Genomic DNA, 21626 nt, shown 5'->3' with positions numbered 1-21626 from the left:
CCCCTTCCAGTCAAGGGATCGGCATATGGGGAATCCCTCGTGAAACCGGCCGCGTACGTCTACCACCGCGCGTACGACGTCCGTGAGGCCGTGGAGCTGCTCGGCGAGCTCGGCGAGGACGCCAAGATCCTGGCCGGTGGGCAGAGCCTCGTCGCGATGATGAACTTCCGGCTGGCTCGCCCGAGCGCGCTGGTGGACGTCAACCGCATCTCCGGGCTGTCGTACCTGCGGCGGGACGGCGACCGGCTGCGCATCGGAGCGCTCACCCGCCACCGCGCGGTGGAGACCACGCGGGACCCCGCCGTCCTCGGCGGTTACGCGGTGCTCCCGCGCGCCGCGCACTGGGTCGGCCACTATCCGATCCGCACCCGGGGCACGTTCGGCGGGAGCATCGCGCACGCCGACCCGACCTCGGAATGGTGCATGCTCGCCCTGCTCCTCGACGCGGAGTTCGTCGCCGAGGGCCCGCACGGCCGCAGGACGATTCCCGCCGCCGGCTTCTTCCAAGGTTTCCTGACCACCGCGCTGAGCCCGGACGAAATGCTGGTCGAGGTGGTGTTCCCGCGTCCCGCCCCCCATGCCGCGCTCACCGAGTTCGCCCAGCGCCGCGGGGACTTCGCGATCGTCGCGGCGGCCGCCGCCCTGGACATCGACGGGGACGGCGGCGGGAACACCGGCGGCATGACCTGCACCGGCGCGCGGATCGTGCTCGGCGGCGTCGACGCGCGGCCGGTCCGGGTTCCCGCGGCGGAGCAAGCGCTGGCCGGGGCGGCGCTCACCGGGGACGCCTTCGCGGCGGCCGCCGACGTCGCCGCCCGCGAGGTGTCGCCTCCCAGCGACGTGCACGGCAGCGCCGACTACCGCCGGCGGCTGGTCCGCACCCTGCTGACGCGAGCGCTTGAGGAGGCTGCGGCCCATGGCGCCTGAGGCCATGGCCGGTTCGGAGGCGCGTGAGGCCGCGGCTGGTTCGGATGTGCGTGAGGCTGCGCTCAGCGCGGATGGGCGCTGGATCGGGGCGGCCCTCCCGCGCAAGGAGGATCCCCGGCTGCTCAAGGGGCGCGGCCGGTTCGTCGGCGACCTCGAGCCGCCCAGCACGCTGCACGCCGCGTTCGCCCGCAGCCCGGTTGCGGCCGGCACGCTCCGCTCCGTCGATCTGACCTCGGCCCTTGCGGTGCCCGGCGTCGTTGCCGCCTTCGCGGCGGCCGATCTCGGGCTCACCGGGCTGCGTGCCGTGCTCGAACGGCCCGAGTTCCACCCGTCCACCATGCCCATCCTCGCCGAGGACGCCGTCCGCCACGTCGCCGAGCCCGTCGCCGTGGTCGTGGCCGAGGACGCGTACGCCGCGGAGGACGGCGCCGAGGCCGTGATCGCCGACATCGAGCCCGGTGAAGCCGTGTCGTCCCTGCGGCGGGCGCTCGACGCCGCGCCGCTGCATGAAGGGGTCGCCGGCAACGTCTTCGTCGACCTGACGATGTTCGACGACCCCGAGCTCGACACCATCGTCGGGGCGGCTCCACTCGTCCTCGAGGAGACCTTCACCAGCGGGCGGCTGGCGGCGCTGCCGATGGAGGGCCGGGCCTGCCTGGCCGAATGGTCGGACCGCGACGACCAGCTCGTCGTGCACGTCTCGACCCAGGTCCCCCACCAGGTGCGCACCGCCATCGCCACGTCACTCGGCCTGCCGGAGAGCCGGGTGCGGGTCGTGGCGCCGGACGTCGGCGGCGGCTTCGGGCTCAAGTGCGTCGCCGGACGCGAGGAGATCGCCGTCGCCGCGCTGGCGCACCGGCTGCGCCGCCCGGTGAAGTGGGTGGAGGACCGGCAGGAGAACCTGACCGCCGCCTTCCACGCCCGGGAGCAGGAATACGACATCCGCGCGGCGTTCGACGCCGACGGGCGCATCCTGGCCGTGGACGCCGACATCCGCTGCGATGTCGGGGCGTACTCTGCGTTCCCGTTCACGTCGGGGGTCGAGCCGCTGATGGCCGCCACCGAGCTGCCCGGCCCCTACAAGCTCCGGCACTATCGCGCGCGCAGCCGGGCCGTGGCCACGAACAAGGCGCCCACCGCGCCGTACCGCGGGGTGAGCCGCCCGCAGATCACCTTCGTCATGGAACGGCTCATGGACAAGGCCGCGGCCCGGCTGGGCCTCGACCCGGCGGAGGTGCGGCGGCGCAACCTCATCTCCAAGGACGAGTTCCCCTACACGGGCGTCACCGGGATCACCTACGACCCCGGCAGTTACCGCGAATCGCTCGACCTGGCCACCGAGCGCCTGCGCGCCGAGGGCTGGTACGACCTCCGCACCGCGGCCAGGGACGAAGGCCGGCTCGTCGGCATCGGCCTGTCCTGTTTCTCCGAGCGCACGGCGTACGGAACGCCGGCGTTCATGCAGCGGCGCATGGCCATGACTCCCGGGTACGACGTGTCGCACATCCGGATGGACCCCTCCGGCACCGTGTTCGTGACGACCGGGACCGCCTCCCACGGCCAGGGCCACGAGACGACGTTCGCGCAGATCGTCGCCGATCAGCTCGGGCTGCACCCGGACGACGTGCGCATCAGGCAGGGCGACACCGACGTGGGCGGGTACGGCTGGGGCACGTTCGCGAGCCGGTCCATCGTCGTCGGCGGCGGCGCCGCCCGGCGGGCCGCCGTGAAGCTGGCCGAGCGCATCCGCCGGGCGGCCGGGCAGCTGCTGGAGGCCGATCCCGCCGACCTCGTGCTCGCCGGCGGCGCCGTCGCCGTCCGGGGCGTGCCGGCGGCGTCGATGCCCATCGCCGAGGTCGCCCGCATCGCCCACTTCCAGTCGTACCGGCTCGACGGCGATCATCTGCTGGAGGCCTCGGCGGCGTACGACCCGCCGGGCACCTTCTCCAACGCCACGCACGCCGTCGTCGTGGAGCTCGATCCGGGCACCGGCCAGGCACGGATCCTGCGGTACATCGTCGTCGAGGACTGCGGCGTGATCATCAACCCGCTCGTCGTCGACGGGCAGGTGCGTGGCGGGGTCGCGCAGGGCATCGCCGCGGCCCTGTACGAGCAGGTGCGCTACGACGAGTCCGGCCAGCCGGTCACCGCGACGCTCATGGACTACCTCGTCCCCACCGCGACCGAGATCCCGCCGATCGAGGTGCTCCATCTCGAGACGCCCTCGTCCCACAGCGAGACCGGCTCCAAGGGCATGGGGGAGGGCGGCACGATCGGCGCCCCTGCCGCGGTCGTCAACGCCGTCAACGACGCCGCCGGCACCCAGGTGCTCGACACCATCCCGGTCCGTCCCGAGCAGATCCTGGGAGTCCTCACGTGAAAGACCTGCATCTGATCAGCCTGACCGTCAACGGCGCCGACCACGAGGCCGTCGTCGAGTCCCGCCGCACTCTCGCCGACGTGCTGCGCCACGACCTCGGCTACACCGGCACCCACCTGGGCTGCGAGCACGGCATCTGCGGCGCGTGCACGGTCCTGGTCGACGGCGAGCCGGTGCGGTCCTGCCTGGTCTTCGGCGTGCAGGCCGACGGCTGCGAGGTCCGCACCGTCGAAGGGCTGGCGGACGGGGAGCGGCTGTCCGACCTGCAGGAGGAGTTCTCTCGCTGCCATGCCCTGCAGTGCGGCTTCTGCACCCCCGGCTTCCTCATGCTGGGGGAGGCGTTCCTGGCCGAGAACCCCTCGCCGACCGAGGCGGAGGTCCGCGACGTCGTGGCGGCGAACCTGTGCCGGTGCACCGGCTACCAGGGCATCGTGGAGGCCCTGCTGGCCACCGCTGAGCGACGCAAGGCGGGATCGTGACCAGCGACGGGCGGCGGGTGCGGCGGCTGGAGGACGAGCGGCTGCTGCGCGGGCTCGGCCGGTTCGCCGACGACGTGAACCGGGTCGGCGCGCTGCACCTGCGGGTCGTCCGGGCACAGGTCGCGCACGCGCGCATCCTGTCGATCGACACGGGCCAGGCGCTGGCGCTGCCGGGCGTCACCGCGGTGATCACAAGCGAGGACGTGAAGGACGTCGCGCCGATCCCGGTCCGGCTCAACGTCGGCGGGCACGATCTCAGCGCGTTCCTGCAGCCGGTTCTCGCCAGGGAGAAGGTCCGGTACGTCGGCGAGCCGGTGGCCGCGGTCGTCGCTGAGGACCCGTACGTCGCGGAGGACGCCGCCGAGCTCGTCGAGGTCTCCTACGACGACCTCGGTGCGGTGCTCGACGGGGAGACGGCCCTAAGGGAGACGCTGGGGGAGACGGCGCTGGGGGAGACGGCGCTGGGGGAGACGGCGCTGGGGGAGACGGCGGTGCCGCTGCACGAGGCGGGCAACGTCGCGGCCGTGCTCGACCTCGGGTACGGCGACTGCGCGGCCGCCTTCGCCGCCGCCGACACGGTGGTGGCGCTCACACTGGACGTCGGCCGGCACAGCGCGGTCCCGATGGAGCCGCGCGGCCTGCTCGCCGACTACGACGCCGGGACCGGCCGGCTGGAGATCTGGGGTGCCACGAAGGTGCCCGTCTTCAACCGGCGGGTCCTCGCCTCCATGCTCGGCCTGCCCGAGCACCGGATCCGCCTGCACGCGATGGACGCGGGCGGCGGGTTCGGCCCCCGCGGCGAGTTCTATCCCGAGGACTTCCTCGTCCCGTGGCTGGCCCGGCGGCTGGGCCGCCCGGTGAAGTGGACCGAGGACCGGGCCGAGCATCTCGTCGCGGTGAACCACTCGCGCCAGCAGCGCCACCGCATCGAGGCGGCGTTCGCGGCGGACGGAACGCTGCTCGGCCTGCGCGACGACGTCATCCATGACAACGGGGCCTACATGCGCACGCACGGCGTGCTCGTGCCCGAGCTGACGCTCGCGATGTTGCCGGGCCCGTACCGGTTGCCCGCGTACGCGGGGCGCGCCCAGGTCGTGCTCACGAACAAGACCCCCTGCGGCACCTACCGCGCGCCGGGCCGCTTCGAGGGGACGTTCGCCAGGGAGCACCTGTTCGACGTGGCCGCCGACCGGCTCGGCATCGACCGGGTGGAGCTGCGCCGCCGCAATCTGCTGCGGCCGGAGGAGATCCCCCACACCCGCCCGCTCAACACGATCGGCACCGACGTCGTGCTGGACGCAGGCGACTACCCGAAGCTGCTGGACCGGGCGCTCGCGCACACCGCAGGCTGGCCGGAGGAGGTCGCCACGCTGCGGGCCGAGGGCCGCCTCGCGGGGCTGGGGCTCGCGATGTTCCTGGAGAAGAGCGGTCTGGGCCCGCACGACACCGCCGACGTCCTGGTCGGCCCCGACGGGACCGTACGGGTGCACTCCGGGGGCACCTCGCTGGGGCAGGGCATCGAGACCGTGCTGGCCCAGATCGCCGCCGAGCCCCTGGGGGTCGATCCCCGCGAGGTCGAGGTGGTCAACGGCGACACCGAGCTGCAGCCGTTCGGCGGGGGCTCGTGGGCGAGCCGGTCGACCGTGGTGTCCGGCTCGGCGGTGCGGCTGGCGGCCGAGGCCGTGGCCGGCCGGGCCCTGCGCGTCGCCGCCCGCGTCCTCGGCGTGCCGGAGTCCGGGTTGCGCCTGACCGGCGGGGCGGTGACCGGCCCGGACGTGCGGCTGACGCTCGGCGAGGTGGCCGCGGCGTGCGCACCGGGCAGCCCGCATCTGGCCGCGGACGAGCCGGCGGGCCTGTCGGCGCGGCGCACCTTCGAGGTCGAGCACATGACCTACCCGTACGGCGTGCACGTGGCCCTGGCCGAGGTCGACCAGGGGACCGGCGGCGTCCGGGTACGGCGGTACCTGGTCGCCTACGAGGTGGGCCGGGCCATCAACCCCACCCTGGTGGAAGGCCAGCTCGTCGGCGGTGTGGCGCAGGGCATCGGCGGGGCGCTGATGGAGGAGTTCCGCTACGACGACAACGGGCAGCCGCTCGCCGCGACGTTCATGGACTACCTCGTGCCCACCGCGGCGGAGACGCCCCGGGTCGAGACGATCGTCACCGAGGACGCTCCGTCGCCCGGCAATCCCCTGGGCGCCAAAGGCGCCGGCGAGGGGGGACTGTCCGCCGCCGGAGCGGCGATCGCCAACGCGGTACGCGACGCACTCGGGTTGCGGGGCGGCGTGGGGGCGCTGCCGCTGTCCGCCTCCCGGGTGATCGAGCTGCTGTCGGCCGACGATTCGTAACATCGCGCTAACCCACGGATAGACGCGACCGATCAAACTTGATATACCAAACATCAGGCGTTACTCCGGGAGCCTTCGCCCCCCGCCCAGAGGAGAACGACATGGGATCACCTCCTTACCGGCTTCGTGTCCTCGCCGTTGTGGCGGCGCTCCTTGCCGTCGCGGCCTGCGGCAGCAGGTCTCCCTCGATCGAAGGCGCCCCGACCAGCGCGACCGCCGCGACGGGTGGCAAAGGCACGCTGACCGTCGGCCTGCTCAACCCGCTCACCGGGCCGTTCGCGGCCCTGGGCACGGATGTCAACGCGGGGTTCGAGCTCTACCTCAAGTCCAAGGGCGGGGTGCTCTCCGGGTACGGCATCAAGGTCGTCAAGGAGGACGAGGGCACCGACCCGGCCCAGGGCACGACCAAGGCACGGCAGCTCGTCGAGCAGAGCAAGGCGCAGATGGTCGTGGGTCTGGTCAACTCGGCGATCGCCTACGCGGTGGCGCCCTACCTGGAGCAGGCCGATGTCCCGCTGCTGATCACGGTGGCCGGCGCCGACGGGCTCACCAGGAAGAAGGGCGGCAACACCTTCCGGGTGTCGTACACCAGCTCCCAGGACGTCATGCCGCTCGGCGAGCACACCTGCAAGACCCTCGGCCACAAGAAGGCCGCGATCCTCGGGCTCGACTACTCCTTCGGCTGGGAGGCCGCCGGCGGCTTCGCCCGCGCGTACGAGGACGCCGGGTGCGCGGTGGTCCAGGAGATCTACGCCCCGCTCGCGACCCAGGACTGGGGACCGTACGTCAACCAGATCAAGAAGGACGAGGCGGACGTCGTCTACGTGGTGGCGCCGGGCTCGGACGGCATCCGGCTGCTCAAGGCCTACCGCGACTTCGGCGTGCAGCTCCCCATGGTCGCCCACGGATCGACCGTCGACGAGACGACACTCCCCACGGAGGCCGGCACGGCCGAGGGCGTCATCAGCAGCCTGCACTACACGCCGCAGATCAAGTCCCCCGCGAACGACGCCCTCGTCGCGGCGTTCACCCAGGAGCGCAAGAAGAGCGCCAACCAGTACGCCGACGACGGCTGGACCGCCGGGATGGTCCTGGAACAGGCTCTGGCCCAGATCGACGGCGCCCCGACACCCGAGAGCCTCCGGGCCGCCCTGACGAAGGTCAAGGTGGAGTCCCCGCGCGGCCCGGTGTCCTTCGACGCCTACGGCCAGGCCGTCTACAACGTCTACATCCGCAAGGTGGAGCAGCGCGACGGCGGCTGGGCCAACACCATCGTCACGACGGTCCCAGAGGTGGGCCAGTTCTTCACCTACGGCGAGGAGAAGTACCTCACCTTCCCCGGCTACGACAAGCTCAAGGGCACCTGGGCCAAGTGATGAGCTGGCTCACCCACACGCTCAACGGGCTCGCCTACGGGTCGCTGCTCTTCCTGGTGGCCAGCGGGCTGACGATCACCTTCGGGTTGATGCGTACGGTGAACCTCGCGCACGGCGCCTTCTACTTGCTCGGCGGCTACCTGGCGTACGACCTGGCCACGCGCGGCACCGACTACTGGCTGGCGATGGCGATCGGCGTCGTGGGCGCCGCCGTCGCCGGGATGATCGCGCAGCGGCTGCTCCTGCACCGGATCGCCGGTCAGGAGCTGCCGCAGATCGTGCTCACGCTCGGCCTCGCGCTGGTGATCGGCGACCAGATCCTCGCCCACTACGGCGGCGACCCGATCTCCCCGCCGACGCCTCCGGGACTGACCGGACCGGTCGAGCTCGGCGCCCTGGTGTTCCCCAAGTTCCGGCTGGTCCTCATCGGCATCGCCGTCGGCCTGGCCCTGCTCGTCAGCGCCCTGCTGCGGTACACGCCGATCGGCGCGAAGGTGCGCGCGGCGGTCGACGATCAGGAGATGGCGCGTACCGTCGGCATCCGGGTGCCGCTCATCTTCCTGCTCGTCTTCGGGCTCGGCACCGGGCTGGCGGCGTTCGCGGGAGTCTGGGGCGGCGCCTTCACCAGCCTGTCGCCGGACAGCGGGTTCGACGTGCTGCTGCTCGCGCTCGTGGTCGTGATCGCAGGCGGCCTCGGCTCCATCCCGGGGGCCCTGGTCGCCGCACTCGCCGTCGGCCTCGTCGAGGAGTTCGGAAGGGTGCTGTTCCCCGGGTGGGCGATGTTCACTCTGTACGCGGCGGTGGCCCTCGTGCTCGCGCTGCGGCCGCAGGGACTGCTCGGCAAGGGCGCGGTCCGGTGAGCCGGCGCATTCTCGCGGTGGCGGCCGCGGCCGTGCTGCTGCTGGCCGTGCCCGTCGCCCTCGATTCGTTCTCCGTCTTCGTCGCGAGCCGGATCCTCATCCTCGGGCTGTTCGCGACGGCGTACAACGTGGTCTTCGGGTACGGCGGCATGCCGTCGCTCGGCCACGCGGCCTTCTTCGGGATCGGCGGTTACACGGTCGGCATCGCCGTCACCCGCTGGGCCTGGCCGATGCCGCTCACCATGCCCGTCGCGCTGGTGCTCGGCGCGGTGGCAGGCGCCGTCTTCGGGCTGTTCTGCCTGCGGGTTCGCGGCGTCTACCTGCTGCTGATCACGCTGGCGCTCGCGCAGGCGGTGTTCGGCCTGGCCTTCTATCAGACCGAGCTCACCGGCGGCGACAACGGCATCCCCGGCATCCCGCGCGACGGGGTGCCCACGGGCAGCGGGTTCTACCTGCTCGCCCTGGCCGTCACCGCCGGCTGCGTGGCGGCCTTGTGGGCCTTCCAGCGCTCTCCCGCGGGCATGACCATCCTGGGCATGCGGGAGAGCGAGTCGCGGATGAGCGCGACCGGCTACCAGGTGGCCACGATCCGGGTCATGGCCTTCGCCGTGTCCGGCGCCTTCTCCGCGGTGGCCGGCGCGCTCGAGGTCTACCTGCAGGGGTCCGTCTCCACCGCCAGCCTGAGCTGGCAGATCAGCGCCGAGGTGCTCGTGTTCGCCATCCTCGGCGGGGCACGCAGGTTCCTCGGTCCCTTCCTCGGCGCGGCGATCGTGACCGGCCTGGAGGTCTGGGTGAGCACGTACACCGACCGCTGGACGACGGTGCTCGGCGTGGTCTACATCCTGACGGCGTTGTTCCTCGCCGACGGCGTGCTCGGCCGGTCCCGATCGTTGCTGCGCCGGCTCAGGCGCGGAGCGGCGCCTCCCGCCGAAGAGGCGGCGGACGAATCGGTGATCGTGGAGGCGGGCAAATGAACGAGATCGCGATCGCCGGGCACGGCGTCACCGTGCGCTACGGCGCCTTCCACGCCAACGACGAGGTGACCCTGGCCGTCCCCGCGGGGGAGCGGCGCGCCCTCATCGGCCCGAACGGCGCGGGCAAGACGACGTTGTTCGGGGTCCTCGCGGGCCAGATCCGGCCGGTCGGCGGCCGCGTGGAACTGCTGGGCCGCGAGGTGACCCGGCGGCCGGCACACCGGCGGGCCCGCATGGGGCTGGCCCGCACGTTCCAGATCACCAATCTGTTCGGCGAGCTCACCGTGGCACAGAACGTCCAGCTCACGCTCGCCGCCGAGGCGCGGGCGCACCGGGTGTTCTGGCGCGGGCTGGACATGCTGCGTGCGCATGCGGTGGACGTGCTGGCCGGGTGGGACCTGGAGCACACGGCGGACTGGCCGGTCCGGCAGCTCGCGTACGGGCAGCAGCGGGTGCTCGAGATCGTGCTCGCCATGTGCCGCGAGCCGCGCGTGCTACTGCTCGACGAGCCCACCGCGGGCCTGGCGCCGGCCGACGCCGAGCGGCTGACCTCGCTCGTCGCCGCGCTTCCCCGGTCCATCACGATCGTGATGATCGAGCACGACATGGCGGTGGCGTTCGGGCTCGCCGACCGGGTCAGCGTGCTCCAGCAGGGACGGCTCCTGGCCGAGGGCACGCCCGACGAGATCTCGGCCGACCAGCGGGTGATCGAGGCCTACCTCGGGGAGGTGGCGCATGACTGAGTCACTTACTGGGGCGCTGCTCGGCGTACGCGGCGTCCACACCTACTACGGATCGAGCCACGTGCTCCAGGGCGTGTCGCTGACCGTCCGCGAGGGCGAGGTGCTGGGCGTACTCGGGCGCAACGGCATGGGCAAGACCACGCTCATCCACACCATCAGCGGGCTGCTGCGGCCCAGGGAAGGCGAGATCACGCTGGGCGGCCGGTCCATCGCCGGCATGCCGGCCGAGCGCATCGCCCGCGCCGGGCTCTGCCTCGTCCCCCAGGGCCACCGGGTCTTCCCATCCCTCACCGTGCGAGAGAACCTCAAGGTCGCCGCGCGCCGTGGCCCGTGGACGATCGACGACGTCGCCGACCGGTTCCCGGTGCTGCGGGAACGGTGGAACCTGCCGGCCGGGAAGCTCTCGGGCGGGCAGCAGCAGATGCTCACCATGGGACGGGCCTTGGTGGGCAACGGCCGGCTCGTGCTGATGGACGAGCCCACCGAAGGCCTCGACCCGCAGACCGTGGCCAGGATCGGCGAGGTCGTGGACGAGCTGCGCCGCCGGGGCACGTCCGCGATCCTGGTGGAGCAGAAGGTCGACTTCGTGCTGCGCCGCGTCGACCGGGCCCTCGTGCTCGAGCGCGGGCGGGTCGTCCACGAGACCGCCGACCCGCAGGCGCTCCGTAAAGATGCGGCGGCTCTACGGCGGCTGCTCGCCGTGGGACGGATGTGAAGGACTTTACATTTCATATACAATCTATCGCGGCCGCCTCGCCCACCGGGCGCATCAACGAAGGAAACACCAGCGTGGCGACGTACACGAGCAAGACCGACATGGTGGCCGCCACTCTCCGCGAGCTGATCATCGCGGGCGAGTTGCGGCCCGGCTCCCCGCTGCGGCAGCGCGATCTGGCCGAGCGGTTCGGAGTCAGCCAGACGCCCGTGCGGGAGGCGCTGCAGCGGCTGGAGTCCGAAGGGCTGGTGCGTGGCGACCTGCACAAGGGGGCGACGGTCAGCGAGGCCGACAAGGGCGCGACCGAGGAGAACTTCCAGATCCGCGCGGCGCTGGAGTCCCTCGGCGCCGAGCTGGCCGCCCCCCGCATCGGCGAGGCCGATCTCGAACGGCTGGAAGAGCTCAACGCCGAGCTGGCCGGCATCCCCGACGGGGACGCCCGCTACGCCGACCTCAATCGCCGTTTCCACCACATGATCTACGAGGCCGCCAGCAGCCCGCTGCTACTCGCGATCATGAGACTGCTCTGGCAGTCCATGCCGCAGGGCCCCCGGGTGCTGCGCACGCACCTGGAGTCCACACGGCAGCACGCCCAGATCATCGACGCGCTCCGCGCCCGGGACGGCGCGCGGGCGGCGCAGGTCACCCGCGAGCACATCCTGGGCGCGGCGCACCTGGACAATCACGCTCCCTGAGCTCACTTGATGCCGGTCGTGCTCGCCGACAACGAGCGCGGATCACGCCGCCCCCAGGCGCCGCGTTCGACCGTCGCGAGGAAATCGCCCACCGTCCGGTTGAACAGCTCAGGCTCCTCCAGGTTGAGGGTGTGACCGGACCTGGGCAGGACGGCGAGGCCCGCCGTGGGGATCGTGCGCTTGAGCATCAGGTCCGGCTCCAGACAGCCCTCGTCCTCGTCACCGGTCATGATCAGCGTGGGCACCGTCAGCCGGGCGAGCTCCTCGCGCAGGTCGTACAGCGAAGGGCGGGACTTCTGCACCCCGCGCATGGTGAGCGCGGAGCCCGGGGTGGAGTGCTCGCCCAGCATGCGCGCGAACTCGGCCCAGCCACGGGGATCCTTGTTCTGGAACTGCACCCGCGCGGGGCCCTGCGCGTAGCGCGCGGCGAAGGCCTCGGCACCCTCCGCCTCCAGGGCCGTGGCGATCGCCTCGCACTCCTCGCGGAAGCCTGCCTGACGCTCCGGCTGGGCGCCGTACCCGCACCCGGCGACCACGAGGGACGCCGCCCGCTCCGGGTGGCGCAAGCCCAGGTGCAGGGCACAGAACCCGCCCATCGACAGACCCACCACGTGTGCCCGGTCAATGCCCAGATGGTCGAGTATCGCGATCGCGTCCGCCACGGCACGGGCCTGCGAGTACTGCTCGGGCCGGTGCGGCACGTCGGACGGCGGGTATCCGCGGGCGGCGTAGGCGACGCAACGGTACGAACGGGAGAAGTGCCGGATCTGAGGTTCCCAACTGCGGTGGTCACCGGCGAACTCGTGGATGAAGAGGAGGGGGAAGCCGGTCCCGGTCTCCTCACAGTGAAGGCTGGTGCCGTCATCGGCGACGGCGTAGCTCACGCGAGAGGCCGAATTCTGGTGCATGAAATATTGTATATCATCACTCACTTCTCCCCGGAAGGGGCTGCTCACTCCAGTGCCGGCCCGCCCGGCCCGCGCCACGGCGTGGCGGCTCCGTCGAGCAGTCGCCGGCCGACACCGATGGCCCAGCCGGAGTGGCAGATCAGCGCCTGGTCGAGCACGCCCAGCCGGTAGATCGCGCCGCCGCTGTGCAGGTGCTGCTGCTGTTCGTGATCGACGACGCTCTTACTCCGTCAGATCACGGAACGAGCCACGTTGTCCAGAGCCGGCAGTAAAGGAAGTCAAAGGCCCGCGTAAGGGCGAGGCGCAACCGCGTGCTTGCGTGCGGGAAACATGGCGGTAACACTGGCATTGTCCACTAACAGGCAACGCTGATTCTTATCAGTAGACAACGCCTGGAGTCCCTCATGTCGACAGAAGCCGCCGCAGCACCCCTCGACCTAGCCGCCCTGGCCAACGCCGACGACATCGAGTTCATCCTCGCCGTCTTCGTCGACCTGGCCGGCAAACCCTGCGCCAAGCTCGTCCCGATCGAGGCCGTGGAGGAGCTCCGCGACGAGGGCGTGGGGTTCGCCGGATACGCCGCCGGGCTGCTTGGCCAGCGGCCGAGCGATCCGGACATCATCGCCGTCCCGGACGGCGCCTCCTACACCCCGCTGCCGTTCGTCCGGCCCGGTCTGGCCCTGGTGCACTGCGACCCGCACGTCAACGGAAAGCCGTGGCCGTACGCGCCGCGCCTCATCCTGCGCAGCGTCCTGGAGCGAGCCCGCACGCTGGGCCTGTCCCTGGCGGTGGGCGCGGAGATCGAATACTTCCTGGTCAACCGGGACGAGCGCGGCGCGCTGGTGCTCGCCGACTCCCGCGACACCGCCGCCCAGCCCTGCTACGACGCACGTGGCCTGACCCGCATGTACGACCACCTCACGGCCGTGTCCAAGGCCATGAACGCCCTCGGCTGGGGCAACTACGCCAACGACCACGAGGACGGCAACGGCCAGTTCGAGCAGAACTTCGCCTACGCCGACGCCCTCACCACCGCCGACCGGGTGATCACCATGCGGTATCTGGTCTCGGTGCTGGCCGAGCAGCGCGGCATGACCGCGACCTTCATGCCCAAGCCGTTCACCGACCGCACCGGCAGTGGCATGCACCTGCACCTGTCGCTGTGGCGCGGCGCGGATCCCGCCTTCCCCGACACCTCCGACCGGCGCGGGCTGGGCCTGTCGCCGCTGGCGTACGGGTTCATCGCCGGCATCCTCGAGCATGCCGGGGCGCTGCAGGCGGTGATCGCGCCGACCGTCAACTCCTACAAGCGCACCGGCGCCACCTCCACCCGCTCCGGCGCCACCTGGTCACCGCGCCGTGCCGGGTACGGCGGCAACGACCGTACCCACTTCGTCCGCGTGCCCGACGGCAACCGCGTCGAGCTGCGCGGCGGCGACGGCTCGGCCAACCCCTACCTGGCCGCGGCCGCCGCGCTGGCGGCCGGCCTGGACGGCGTCGAGCGGGCCCTCGACCCGGGGGAGCCGGGGGAGGCGTCGGCCGTCGCCGCCCGCCCGGAGCTGCCGCCGACGTTGCTGCACGCCGTCGAGGCCCTGGCCGCCGACCCGGTGATCAGCGGCGCCCTGGACGCGGCCGGACCAGGCGTCAGCGGGTACTTCGGCGCGGCCAAACGCGAGGAGTTCTTCGACTGGCACGGCACGGTCGGCCCGTGGGAAGTCGACCGCTATCTCACCGCCTTCTAGAAGGAGTCTTTGCATGTGTGGAATTGTCGGGCTGCACCTGCGGGAGCCCGAGCTCCATCCGCGGTTGGGGGAGCTGCTGGCCGCGATGCTCGGCCAGCTGGTGGAGCGTGGACCGGACTCCGCAGGCGTCGCCGTCTACGGTGACCCGCGGCTGACCCCGCCCGGCCGGGCGGCGGTCTCGTTGCTGGACACCGACGCCGCCACCGTCGAGTCCGCGCTCCGAGGCCGGATCCCCGATGCGGTGGCCGTCGACGCCGGCCCCACCACCGTCGTGCACGCGCCGGTCGGTGTGGACGCGCTGATCGAGGCGCTGCCGCGGGCCACCGTCATCGGGACGGGAGAAGAGGTCGCCGTGCTGAAGGGCACCGGCCACCCCCACGACCTCGCTCGAGCCTTCGGCCTGGCGGGGGTTCAGGGCTGGCAGGGCGTCGGGCACACCCGGATGGCGACCGAGTCCGCGGTCACGCCCCAGGGGGCGCACCCGTTCTCCGTCGGCCCCGGCCAGTGCCTGGTGCACAACGGGTCGTTCGCCAACCACGCCACCATCCGCCGGGAGCTGCGGGCCGAGGGCGTGTCCTTCGACAGCGACAACGACTCGGAGGTGGGCGCCCGTTTCGTCGCCTATCACCTGGCCCGTGGCGCGGACCTGGACAAGGCGCTGCGACTGCTGTGCGAGCGCTTCGACGGCTTCTACACGCTGCTGGTCACGACCGCCGATGCGTTCGCGGTGGTACGGGACGCCATCGCATGCAAACCCGCCCTGGTCGCGGAGACCCCCGGCTGGGTGGCGATGGCCTCGGAGTACCGGGCGCTGGCGGTGCTGCCGGGCGTGGAGTCCGCCCGCATCTTCGAACCCGAGCCGGAAGAGGTGTACGTGTGGAAGCGCTGACCGTGGACCTGGCCGCATCGCCGGTCAGGCAGCTCAACCAGGCCCTGCACGCGCCGGACCCGGCGCCGAGGTGGCGGGTGCTCAACCCGCGTGGCGCGCACAGCGTCGCCTGCGGCCTGACCCGGCACCTCACCGTGGACATCGAGGGGCATGTCGGTTACTACTGCGCCGGGATGAACCAGCTCGCGACCGTCACGGTGCACGGCAACGCCGGGGTGGGGGTGGCGGAGAACATGATGTCCGGCATGGTCCGGGTACGCGGCAACGCCTCCCAGTCGGCCGGCGCCACCGCGCACGGCGGGCTGCTGGTGATCGAGGGCGATGCCGCGGCACGCTGCGGCATCTCCATGAAGGGCGCCGACATCGTGGTCGGCGGGAGCATCGGCCACATGAGCGCCTTCATGGCCCAGGCGGGCCGCCTGGTCGTGTGCGGCGACGCCGGCGACGCGCTGGGCGACTCGGTCTACGAGGCACGCATCTACGTCAAGGGCACGGTCAAGTCGCTCGGGGCCGACTGCGTGGAGAAGCCGGTCCGCGACGAGCACCTGACCGAGCTGGCCGAGCTGCTGAAGCTGGCCGAGAGGGACGAGGATCCGGCGGCCTTCCGCCGCTACGGCTCGGCGCGGCGGCTCTACCACTTCACGGTCGACAACGCGTACTGAGGGAGACTCCATGACTGAGGGCCTGCGCGAGTCGGCCACGTTCGACCGCGCCACCATCCACGCCATCCAGCGGGCCGCCGCCACCGGCGTGTACGACATCCGCGGCGGTGGCGCCAAGCGCCGCCTGCCGCACTTCGACGACCTGCTGTTCCTCGGCGCGAGCATGTCCCGCTATCCCCTGGAGGGCTACCGCGAGCGCTGCGACACCGACGTGATCCTCGGCGCCCGGCACGCGAAATACCCGCTGCACCTCGCCATCCCGGTCACCATCGCCGGGATGAGCTTCGGCGCGCTGTCGGCCAACGCCAAGGAGGCGCTCGGCCGCGGCGCCGGCGCCGTGGGCACCTCCACCACCACCGGCGACGGCGGCATGACGCCGGAGGAACGCGGCCAGTCCAAGCACCTCGTTTACCAGTACCTGCCATCCCGGTACGGGATGAACCCGGATGATCTGCGCAAGGCCGACGCCATCGAGGTGGTGCTCGGGCAGGGCGCCAAGCCGGGCGGCGGCGGCATGCTGCTCGGCCAGAAGATCACCGATCGGGTGGCGGGCATGCGGACCCTGCCGGTCGGCGTCGACCAGCGCAGCGCCTGCCGGCACCCCGACTGGACGGGCCCCGACGACCTGGCCATCAAGATCGGCGAGCTCCGCGAGATCACCGACTGGGAGAAGCCGATCTACGTCAAGATCGGGGCCACCCGCACGTATTACGACGTCAAGCTTGCCGTGCACGCCGGGGCCGACGTCGTCGTGGTGGACGGCATGCAGGGCGGCACCGCCGCCACCCAGGACGTCTTCATCGAACACGTCGGCATCCCCACCCTCGCGGCCATCCCCCAGGCGGTCCAGGCCCTGCAGGAGCTCGGCGTCCACCGCGAGGTCCAGCTGATCGTCTCCGGCGGCATCAGGTCCGGGGCGGACGTGGCCAAGGCCATCGCGCTCGGCGCCGACGCGGTCGCGATCGGCACCGCGGCGCTGATCGCGCTCGGCGACAACCACCCGCGTCACGACGCCGAGTACCGCGCGCTCGGCTCCGCCGCCGGGTTCTACGACGACTACCAGGACGGCCGCGACCCGGCCGGCATCTCCACCCAGGACGACGACCTGGCCGCCCGCCTCGACCCGGTCGAAGGGGGCCGCCGCCTGGCCAACTACCTCCGGGTGCTCACCATGGAGGCCCAGACCATCGCCCGCGCCTGCGGCAAGTCCCACCTGCACCACCTCGAGCCCGAGGACCTGGTCGCGCTGACCATCGAGTCCGCGGCCATGGCCCGCGTCCCACTCGCCGGCACCGACTGGATCCCCGGGGCCCGTCCATGATCGCCGTCGTGGGCGCGGGGCTGATGGGCGCGGCCACCGCCTGGGAGCTGGCCCGCCGCGGCATCGAGGTCACCCTGATCGAGGCGTACGGGATCGGCCACCGCAACGGCAGCTCGCACGGCACGTCTCGGATCTTCCGCCGCGCCTACGCCGACCCCCTCTACGTCGAGCTGACCGGGCGAGCCGGGGAGTGCTGGCGTGAGCTGGAGGCGGACTCCGGATCGGCGTTGCTCCGCACGACCGGCGGCCTCGACCTCGGCGCGGGCCGTGACCCCGAGGGCCTGGCGCGGCTGCTCGCCGCCGCCGGCGTGCCGCACGAGCTCCTGGCTCCGGAGGCGGCCACGGAGCGCTGGCCGTACCTGCGCTTCGACGGCCCGGTCCTGTTCCACCCCGAGGCCGGGGTGGTGGACGCGGACGCCGCGGTGGCGGCCTGCGTGCGGCGGGCCGCCGAACTCGGCGCCGACGTCCGCACGAACACCCGCGTGAGCACCATCGACGTACGCAACGGCGCGCGGCTGCGCACGGACGACGGCGCGGAGCTCGAGGCGGACGCGGTCGTGGTGGCGGCCGGGCCGTGGCTGCCTGAGCTGGCGGACACCATCGGGATGCCGCTCGGCCTGCCGCCGCTGCGGGTCACCCAGCAGCAGGTGTTCCACTTCCGCCAGCGCGACCCCGGCGACTCCTGGCCGATCCTCGTCGCCAAGGACGACCTGCAGATCTTCGGCCTGCCCTCGGGGGGTGACGGGGGAGCGGCGCCCGCGGTCAAGGTCGCCCAGCACGACGACGGCACGCCCACCACCGCGAGCACCCGCGACCGCGTCGTCAACCCGGCCTCCCGGGCCGCCGTCTCCGCCTGGGTGCGGGAGCGGCTGCCAGGGCTCGACCCCGTGCCGGTCGCCGAGGACAGCTGCCTCTACACCACCACCCCTGACGAGGACTTCATCGTGGACAGGACCGGTCCCGTCGTGGTGGTCTCGCCCTGTTCCGGGCACGGCGCCAAGTTCGCTCCGCTGATCGGCCGGATGGCCGCCGACCTGGCACTCGGGCAGGCCGGACCGTACCCGCGCTTCGCCCTGCGCCGCGCGGAAACCGCGAGTTAACGCTCCGCGACGCCCCTGTGTAACACGCCGTTTGTTAACTGTCGTGAAATAACGATTCCCCTCGTTATACGTGGACTTCGGAGCGCAGATGGACACTGGAAGCACTGCCTGGATCCTCGCAAGCACCGCCGCCGTCAGCCTGATGGTGCCGGGACTGGCCCTCTTCTACGGCGGCATGGTGGCCGCCAAGAGCGTGCTCAACATGATCATGATGACGTTCGGCGCGGTGGCCCTCGTCGGCGGCATCTGGGTGCTCTACGGCTATTCGGCCGCGTTCGGCAACTCGATCGGCGGGGCCGGGCTGCTGGGCGACCTCGGCGAGCACTTCGGCATGAGCAGCCTGATCAAGGAGGCTCCGGACGCGACCATTCCGCCGGCGCTCTTCGCCGCCTTCCAAGCGTTGTTCGCGGCCATCACCACCGCGCTGATCTGCGGGGCGGTCTCCGACCGGATGAAGTTCGGCGGCTGGATGGTCTTCACCGGCGTGTGGGTGACGATCGTCTACCTGCCCGTCGCGCACTGGGTGTTCGCCTTCGACGGCGAGGGCGTGGTCGGCGGCTGGATCGTCAACCAGCTCAAGGCCGTCGACTTCGCCGGCGGCACCGCCGTGCACATCAACGCCGGAGCCGCGGCACTCGCCCTGGTCCTGGTGCTCGGCAGGCGCGCCGGCTGGCCGGCCAAGCAGTCCCGTCCGCACAACCTGCCCTTCGTCATGCTCGGCGCGGGCATCCTGTGGTTCGGGTGGTTCGGCTTCAACGGCGGCTCGGCGCTCGCGGCCGGCAACGCCGCCTCCGTCGTCGTGCTCAACACCTTCGCCGCCACGTGCACGGCGCTGCTGGCCTGGCTGCTGGTGGAGAAGCTCCGCGACGGCCACGCCACCAGCCTCGGCGCCGCCTCCGGCGCCGTCGCCGGACTCGTCGCCATCACCCCCTCCTGCGGCGCCGTCAGCCCGCTCGGCGCCCTGGCGCTGGGCGCGGTGGCCGGCGCGATCTGCGCCTTGGCGGTCGGCATGAAGTTCCGCTTCGGCTTCGACGACGCCCTGGACGTGGTCGGCATCCACCTGGTGGGCGGCGTCGTCGGCACCCTCCTGGTCGGCGTCCTGGGCACGGCCGAAGCACCGAGCGGGCGGGACGGCCTGCTGTACGGCGGCGGCCTGGGCCTCCTCGGCGCCCAGACCGTCGGGGCCTTCGCCGTGCTGATCTACTCCTTCGTCCTCACCTGGATCATCGCCAAGGTCCTCGACAAGGTGATGGGCCTGCGGGCCGCGCAGGAGGCCGAGCAGGAAGGGCTCGACATCCACCTGCACGCGGAGAGCGCGTACGAGTTGGCCGGCACGCACGCAGGCGACGGCTCCTCCGTGCCCGCGACCCCGGCCGCCCGACCTGTGGACGTCTCCTGACAGGAAACGTCGTCGAATTCGGCAGAATGGGCACCATGGCCACCGCGCACGACAACGACGACCTGCCGGACCGCGAGATCGATCCCGGCCAGGCACGCGAACCCGTGAACCTGGAGGCCGTCATCGCCCGGCAGGTGCGCAAATACCGGATCGCGGCGGGCCTGTCCGTGGGGGACATGGCCGCGCGGGTCGGGATCTCCAAGGCCATGCTCTCCAAGATCGAAAACGCCCAGACCTCCTGCAGCCTCACCACGCTCGGCCGGCTCGCCCTCGGCCTCGACATCCCGGTCACCGCCTTGTTCCGCGGTGTCGACGCCGAGCGTGAGGCCGTCTACGTGCCGGCCGGGCACGGGGCGCGGATCGTCCGCAGGGGCAGCCGGGTCGGGCACCACTACGAGCTGCTGGGAGCCTTGCGCGGCCCGCACAAGCGGATGGAAGCCGTGCTCGTCACCCTCACCGAGTCCAGCGAGGTCTTCCCGCTCTTCCAGCACCCCGGCACCGAGCTCATCTACATGCTCGAAGGCGTCATGGTCTACGGACACGGAGAGGCCCACTACACCATGCGCCCAGGCGACGCACTCCAGCTCGACGGGGAGGGCACGCACGGCCCGCAAGAACTGGTGGAGCTACCCATCCGCTTCCTGTCGGTCACCGCGTTCGGCGACCACCCGGAGGAGTAGGTCTTGGGTGATACTGGTACCGGCGCCTGACAATTAGCCCATTTCCCTACCGGCTGTGTGGGAGAATGGAGTATGGGCTTGGACACCACCCGCTCGCCCAGCGAGCGCGCCGAGACACCGCTGACCGCTGCCATCCTGGCCGGACGGTGGATACGCGCCGCCGCCGTGGACGACGCGCACGGGCGCACCTGGCTCGCCAACCCCGACGCCCGCGGACGCTCGGCGCTCACCGTGGCCGAGCCCGCCTCCCTCTACGCCGGCTCGGCCGGGATCGTGCTGTTCTTCCTGGAACTTGCCGCGGCGACCGGGCACGAGGCCTACCTGGACGACGCCAGGCAAGGGGCGCGGCGCCTCGCGGCCACCTGGCGTGCGCAGAGCGACTTCTCCCTCTACCACGGCCTCACCGGCACCGTCGTGGCGCTCATCGAGGCCGGCTGGGCACTCGGCGATGACGGCCTGGAGCAGCAGGCCAGGGCCGCCGCCGAGCGGATCGTCGGCGCGGCCCGCCCGCTGGACGGCGGCCCCGGCTGGACGGGGGACCCCGCCCAGCGCGGCGACGGCGGGATCGTGCTCGGGCTGCTACGCGCCGCGACCGCCCTGGGCGTGCCCGGCCTGGAGGAGACGGCGGTGGCGGCGGGGGAGCGCATCGCCGCCCTGGCCGTCCCCGGCCACCGCTTCGGGGACTGTCCCGGCCTGCCCATGGACGCGGTCACCCCGGGCTTTCTCGCCGGCACGGCCGGCACCGCCTTCCTCCTGGCCCGCCTGTACGGCCTCACCGGCGACCCGCGTTTCCTGGAGGCGGCCGGCCGGGGCGCCGGATTCGTCCGCGAGGTCAGCGTCGTGACCGGCAAGTGCGCGGTCGTCCCGCACCACGTGCCGCACGGCCGTGGCCTGCACTACCTGGGGTTCTGCTCGGGCTCGGCAGGCGTGGCGCGCATGTTCTGGGAGCTCTACCGGGTGACCGGCGAGCCCGGCCACCTGGACTGGGTGGAGCGCCTGGCCGGCGGCATCATGCAGAGCGGCGTCCCGGCCCGGCGCACCGCCGGGTTCTGGAACGTGGCCTGCCAGTGCTGCGGCACCGCGGGGCTGCTGGAGTTGTTCGTCGGATTGTGGGCGGAGACGGGGAACGACGCCTACCTGACCTTCGCCCAGGGGCTCGCCGGGCATCTCATCGCCGCCGCCACCGACCACGACGGCCGGGGACTGCGCTGGTACCAGGCCTACCGGCGGCTGCGTCCCGGCGAGGTGAGCGCGGACACCGGCTACATGGTCGGCGCGGCCGGCATCGGCGCGGCCCTGCTGCACCTCGACGCCGCCCTTCAGCCACGGCAGGCACGCCGGATCATCCTCCTGCCCGACAACCCGTTCCCCGCCATCCCGGTGCCGTCCGCCCGGCTACGCGACGTCTGACCAGACTGCCGGCGGAGA

The 21626-nt window shown here is 72.2% G+C and carries 19 protein-coding genes; 18 read left to right on the top strand and 1 reads right to left on the bottom strand.

What is annotated here, in order from left to right; translation table 11 throughout:
• Window positions 1-39: 39 nt before the first annotated feature.
• From OHA25_RS49885 to OHA25_RS49840, 10 genes are all read left to right on the top strand, one after another.
• Entirely contained in the window at window positions 40-927 is an 888-nt protein-coding gene (locus OHA25_RS49885; protein WP_327583864.1) for an FAD binding domain-containing protein, read from the top strand.
• On the top strand, window positions 917-3307 hold the full coding sequence (locus OHA25_RS49880; RefSeq protein ID WP_327583863.1) for a xanthine dehydrogenase family protein molybdopterin-binding subunit: 2391 nt from the start codon (window positions 917-919) through the stop codon (window positions 3305-3307). The genes OHA25_RS49885 and OHA25_RS49880 overlap by 11 nt, the downstream gene beginning before the upstream one ends.
• Window positions 3304-3786, top strand: a complete 483-nt coding sequence (locus OHA25_RS49875; protein ID WP_305915974.1) for a (2Fe-2S)-binding protein — start codon at window positions 3304-3306, stop codon at window positions 3784-3786. Before OHA25_RS49880 ends, OHA25_RS49875 begins: the two co-directional genes overlap by 4 nt.
• Complete coding sequence (locus OHA25_RS49870; RefSeq protein ID WP_327583862.1) at window positions 3783-6134, top strand: xanthine dehydrogenase family protein molybdopterin-binding subunit; 2352 nt, start codon at window positions 3783-3785, stop codon at window positions 6132-6134. Before OHA25_RS49875 ends, OHA25_RS49870 begins: the two co-directional genes overlap by 4 nt.
• Before the next feature lie 101 nt (window positions 6135-6235).
• Window positions 6236-7510 (top strand): ABC transporter substrate-binding protein, encoded by a 1275-nt coding sequence (locus OHA25_RS49865; RefSeq protein ID WP_327583861.1) that lies wholly within the window; start codon window positions 6236-6238, stop codon window positions 7508-7510.
• Window positions 7510-8370 (top strand): branched-chain amino acid ABC transporter permease, encoded by an 861-nt coding sequence (locus OHA25_RS49860; protein WP_327583860.1) that lies wholly within the window; start codon window positions 7510-7512, stop codon window positions 8368-8370. The genes OHA25_RS49865 and OHA25_RS49860 overlap by 1 nt, the downstream gene beginning before the upstream one ends.
• Window positions 8367-9344: a branched-chain amino acid ABC transporter permease gene (locus OHA25_RS49855; RefSeq protein ID WP_327583859.1), complete on the top strand. Its 978-nt coding sequence runs from the start codon at window positions 8367-8369 to the stop codon at window positions 9342-9344. The genes OHA25_RS49860 and OHA25_RS49855 overlap by 4 nt, the downstream gene beginning before the upstream one ends.
• Complete coding sequence (locus tag OHA25_RS49850; protein WP_327583858.1) at window positions 9341-10087, top strand: ABC transporter ATP-binding protein; 747 nt, start codon at window positions 9341-9343, stop codon at window positions 10085-10087. Before OHA25_RS49855 ends, OHA25_RS49850 begins: the two co-directional genes overlap by 4 nt.
• The gene (locus OHA25_RS49845; RefSeq protein WP_327583857.1) at window positions 10080-10802 is read left to right on the top strand and encodes an ABC transporter ATP-binding protein; all 723 of its coding nucleotides are present in this window, start codon (window positions 10080-10082) and stop codon (window positions 10800-10802) included. The genes OHA25_RS49850 and OHA25_RS49845 overlap by 8 nt, the downstream gene beginning before the upstream one ends.
• Window positions 10803-10876: 74 nt before the next feature.
• The gene (locus OHA25_RS49840) at window positions 10877-11497 is read left to right on the top strand and encodes a GntR family transcriptional regulator (protein WP_327583856.1); all 621 of its coding nucleotides are present in this window, start codon (window positions 10877-10879) and stop codon (window positions 11495-11497) included.
• A 2-nt stretch (window positions 11498-11499) separates the two neighbouring features.
• On the opposite strand, the gene OHA25_RS49835 is transcribed toward OHA25_RS49840, so the two are convergent.
• A complete protein-coding gene (locus OHA25_RS49835) occupies window positions 11500-12405 on the bottom strand; it encodes an alpha/beta fold hydrolase (protein ID WP_327583855.1) in 906 nt (301 codons plus the stop codon).
• Window positions 12406-12809: 404 nt separating this feature from the next.
• Here OHA25_RS49835 and glnT point away from each other — a divergent pair, with 404 nt between their 5' ends.
• The 8 genes from glnT to OHA25_RS49795 all read left to right on the top strand — a co-directional run bounded on the left by glnT (window position 12810) and on the right by OHA25_RS49795 (window position 21608).
• Entirely contained in the window at window positions 12810-14147 is a 1338-nt protein-coding gene (gene glnT / locus OHA25_RS49830; RefSeq protein ID WP_327583854.1) for a type III glutamate--ammonia ligase, read from the top strand.
• Window positions 14148-14160: 13 nt separating this feature from the next.
• Entirely contained in the window at window positions 14161-15036 is an 876-nt protein-coding gene (locus OHA25_RS49825) for a hypothetical protein (RefSeq protein ID WP_327583853.1), read from the top strand.
• Window positions 15024-15698, top strand: coding sequence for a hypothetical protein (locus tag OHA25_RS49820; protein WP_327583852.1), 675 nt, complete (start codon window positions 15024-15026; stop codon window positions 15696-15698). The genes OHA25_RS49825 and OHA25_RS49820 overlap by 13 nt, the downstream gene beginning before the upstream one ends.
• Before the next feature lie 10 nt (window positions 15699-15708).
• Window positions 15709-17019 (top strand): FMN-binding glutamate synthase family protein, encoded by a 1311-nt coding sequence (locus OHA25_RS49815; protein WP_327583851.1) that lies wholly within the window; start codon window positions 15709-15711, stop codon window positions 17017-17019.
• The gene (locus OHA25_RS49810; RefSeq protein WP_327583850.1) at window positions 17016-18119 is read left to right on the top strand and encodes an FAD-dependent oxidoreductase; all 1104 of its coding nucleotides are present in this window, start codon (window positions 17016-17018) and stop codon (window positions 18117-18119) included. Before OHA25_RS49815 ends, OHA25_RS49810 begins: the two co-directional genes overlap by 4 nt.
• An 88-nt stretch (window positions 18120-18207) precedes the next feature.
• Entirely contained in the window at window positions 18208-19518 is a 1311-nt protein-coding gene (locus OHA25_RS49805) for an ammonium transporter (protein ID WP_327583849.1), read from the top strand.
• Between the two features lie 35 nt (window positions 19519-19553).
• Window positions 19554-20198 (top strand): helix-turn-helix domain-containing protein, encoded by a 645-nt coding sequence (locus OHA25_RS49800; protein WP_305915990.1) that lies wholly within the window; start codon window positions 19554-19556, stop codon window positions 20196-20198.
• Between the two features lie 72 nt (window positions 20199-20270).
• Window positions 20271-21608: a lanthionine synthetase LanC family protein gene (locus OHA25_RS49795; protein ID WP_327583848.1), complete on the top strand. Its 1338-nt coding sequence runs from the start codon at window positions 20271-20273 to the stop codon at window positions 21606-21608.
• The last annotated feature ends 18 nt before the right edge of the window (window positions 21609-21626 follow it).

This window comes from Nonomuraea sp. NBC_00507 (assembly GCF_036013525.1).
Classification (GTDB): domain Bacteria; phylum Actinomycetota; class Actinomycetes; order Streptosporangiales; family Streptosporangiaceae; genus Nonomuraea.
This window is presented reverse-complemented; position numbering and strand designations above follow the sequence as displayed.

Excerpts from the sequence above, each read along its gene's own strand:
- OHA25_RS49860 (WP_327583860.1), top strand. The coding sequence starts at position 7,510 with ATGAGCTGGCTCACCCACACGCTCAACGGGCTCGCCTACGGGTCGCTG.
- glnT (WP_327583854.1), top strand. The coding sequence starts at position 12,810 with ATGTCGACAGAAGCCGCCGCAGCACCCCTCGACCTAGCCGCCCTGGCC.
- OHA25_RS49795 (WP_327583848.1), top strand. The coding sequence starts at position 20,271 with ATGGGCTTGGACACCACCCGCTCGCCCAGCGAGCGCGCCGAGACACCG.
- OHA25_RS49845 (WP_327583857.1), top strand. The coding sequence starts at position 10,080 with ATGACTGAGTCACTTACTGGGGCGCTGCTCGGCGTACGCGGCGTCCAC.
- OHA25_RS49810 (WP_327583850.1), top strand. The coding sequence starts at position 17,016 with ATGATCGCCGTCGTGGGCGCGGGGCTGATGGGCGCGGCCACCGCCTGG.
- OHA25_RS49850 (WP_327583858.1), top strand. The coding sequence starts at position 9,341 with ATGAACGAGATCGCGATCGCCGGGCACGGCGTCACCGTGCGCTACGGC.
- OHA25_RS49880 (WP_327583863.1), top strand. The coding sequence starts at position 917 with ATGGCGCCTGAGGCCATGGCCGGTTCGGAGGCGCGTGAGGCCGCGGCT.
- OHA25_RS49805 (WP_327583849.1), top strand. The coding sequence starts at position 18,208 with ATGGACACTGGAAGCACTGCCTGGATCCTCGCAAGCACCGCCGCCGTC.
- OHA25_RS49865 (WP_327583861.1), top strand. The coding sequence starts at position 6,236 with ATGGGATCACCTCCTTACCGGCTTCGTGTCCTCGCCGTTGTGGCGGCG.
- OHA25_RS49815 (WP_327583851.1), top strand. The coding sequence starts at position 15,709 with ATGACTGAGGGCCTGCGCGAGTCGGCCACGTTCGACCGCGCCACCATC.
- OHA25_RS49835 (WP_327583855.1), bottom strand. The coding sequence starts at position 12,405 with ATGCACCAGAATTCGGCCTCTCGCGTGAGCTACGCCGTCGCCGATGAC.
- OHA25_RS49800 (WP_305915990.1), top strand. The coding sequence starts at position 19,554 with ATGGCCACCGCGCACGACAACGACGACCTGCCGGACCGCGAGATCGAT.
- OHA25_RS49825 (WP_327583853.1), top strand. The coding sequence starts at position 14,161 with ATGTGTGGAATTGTCGGGCTGCACCTGCGGGAGCCCGAGCTCCATCCG.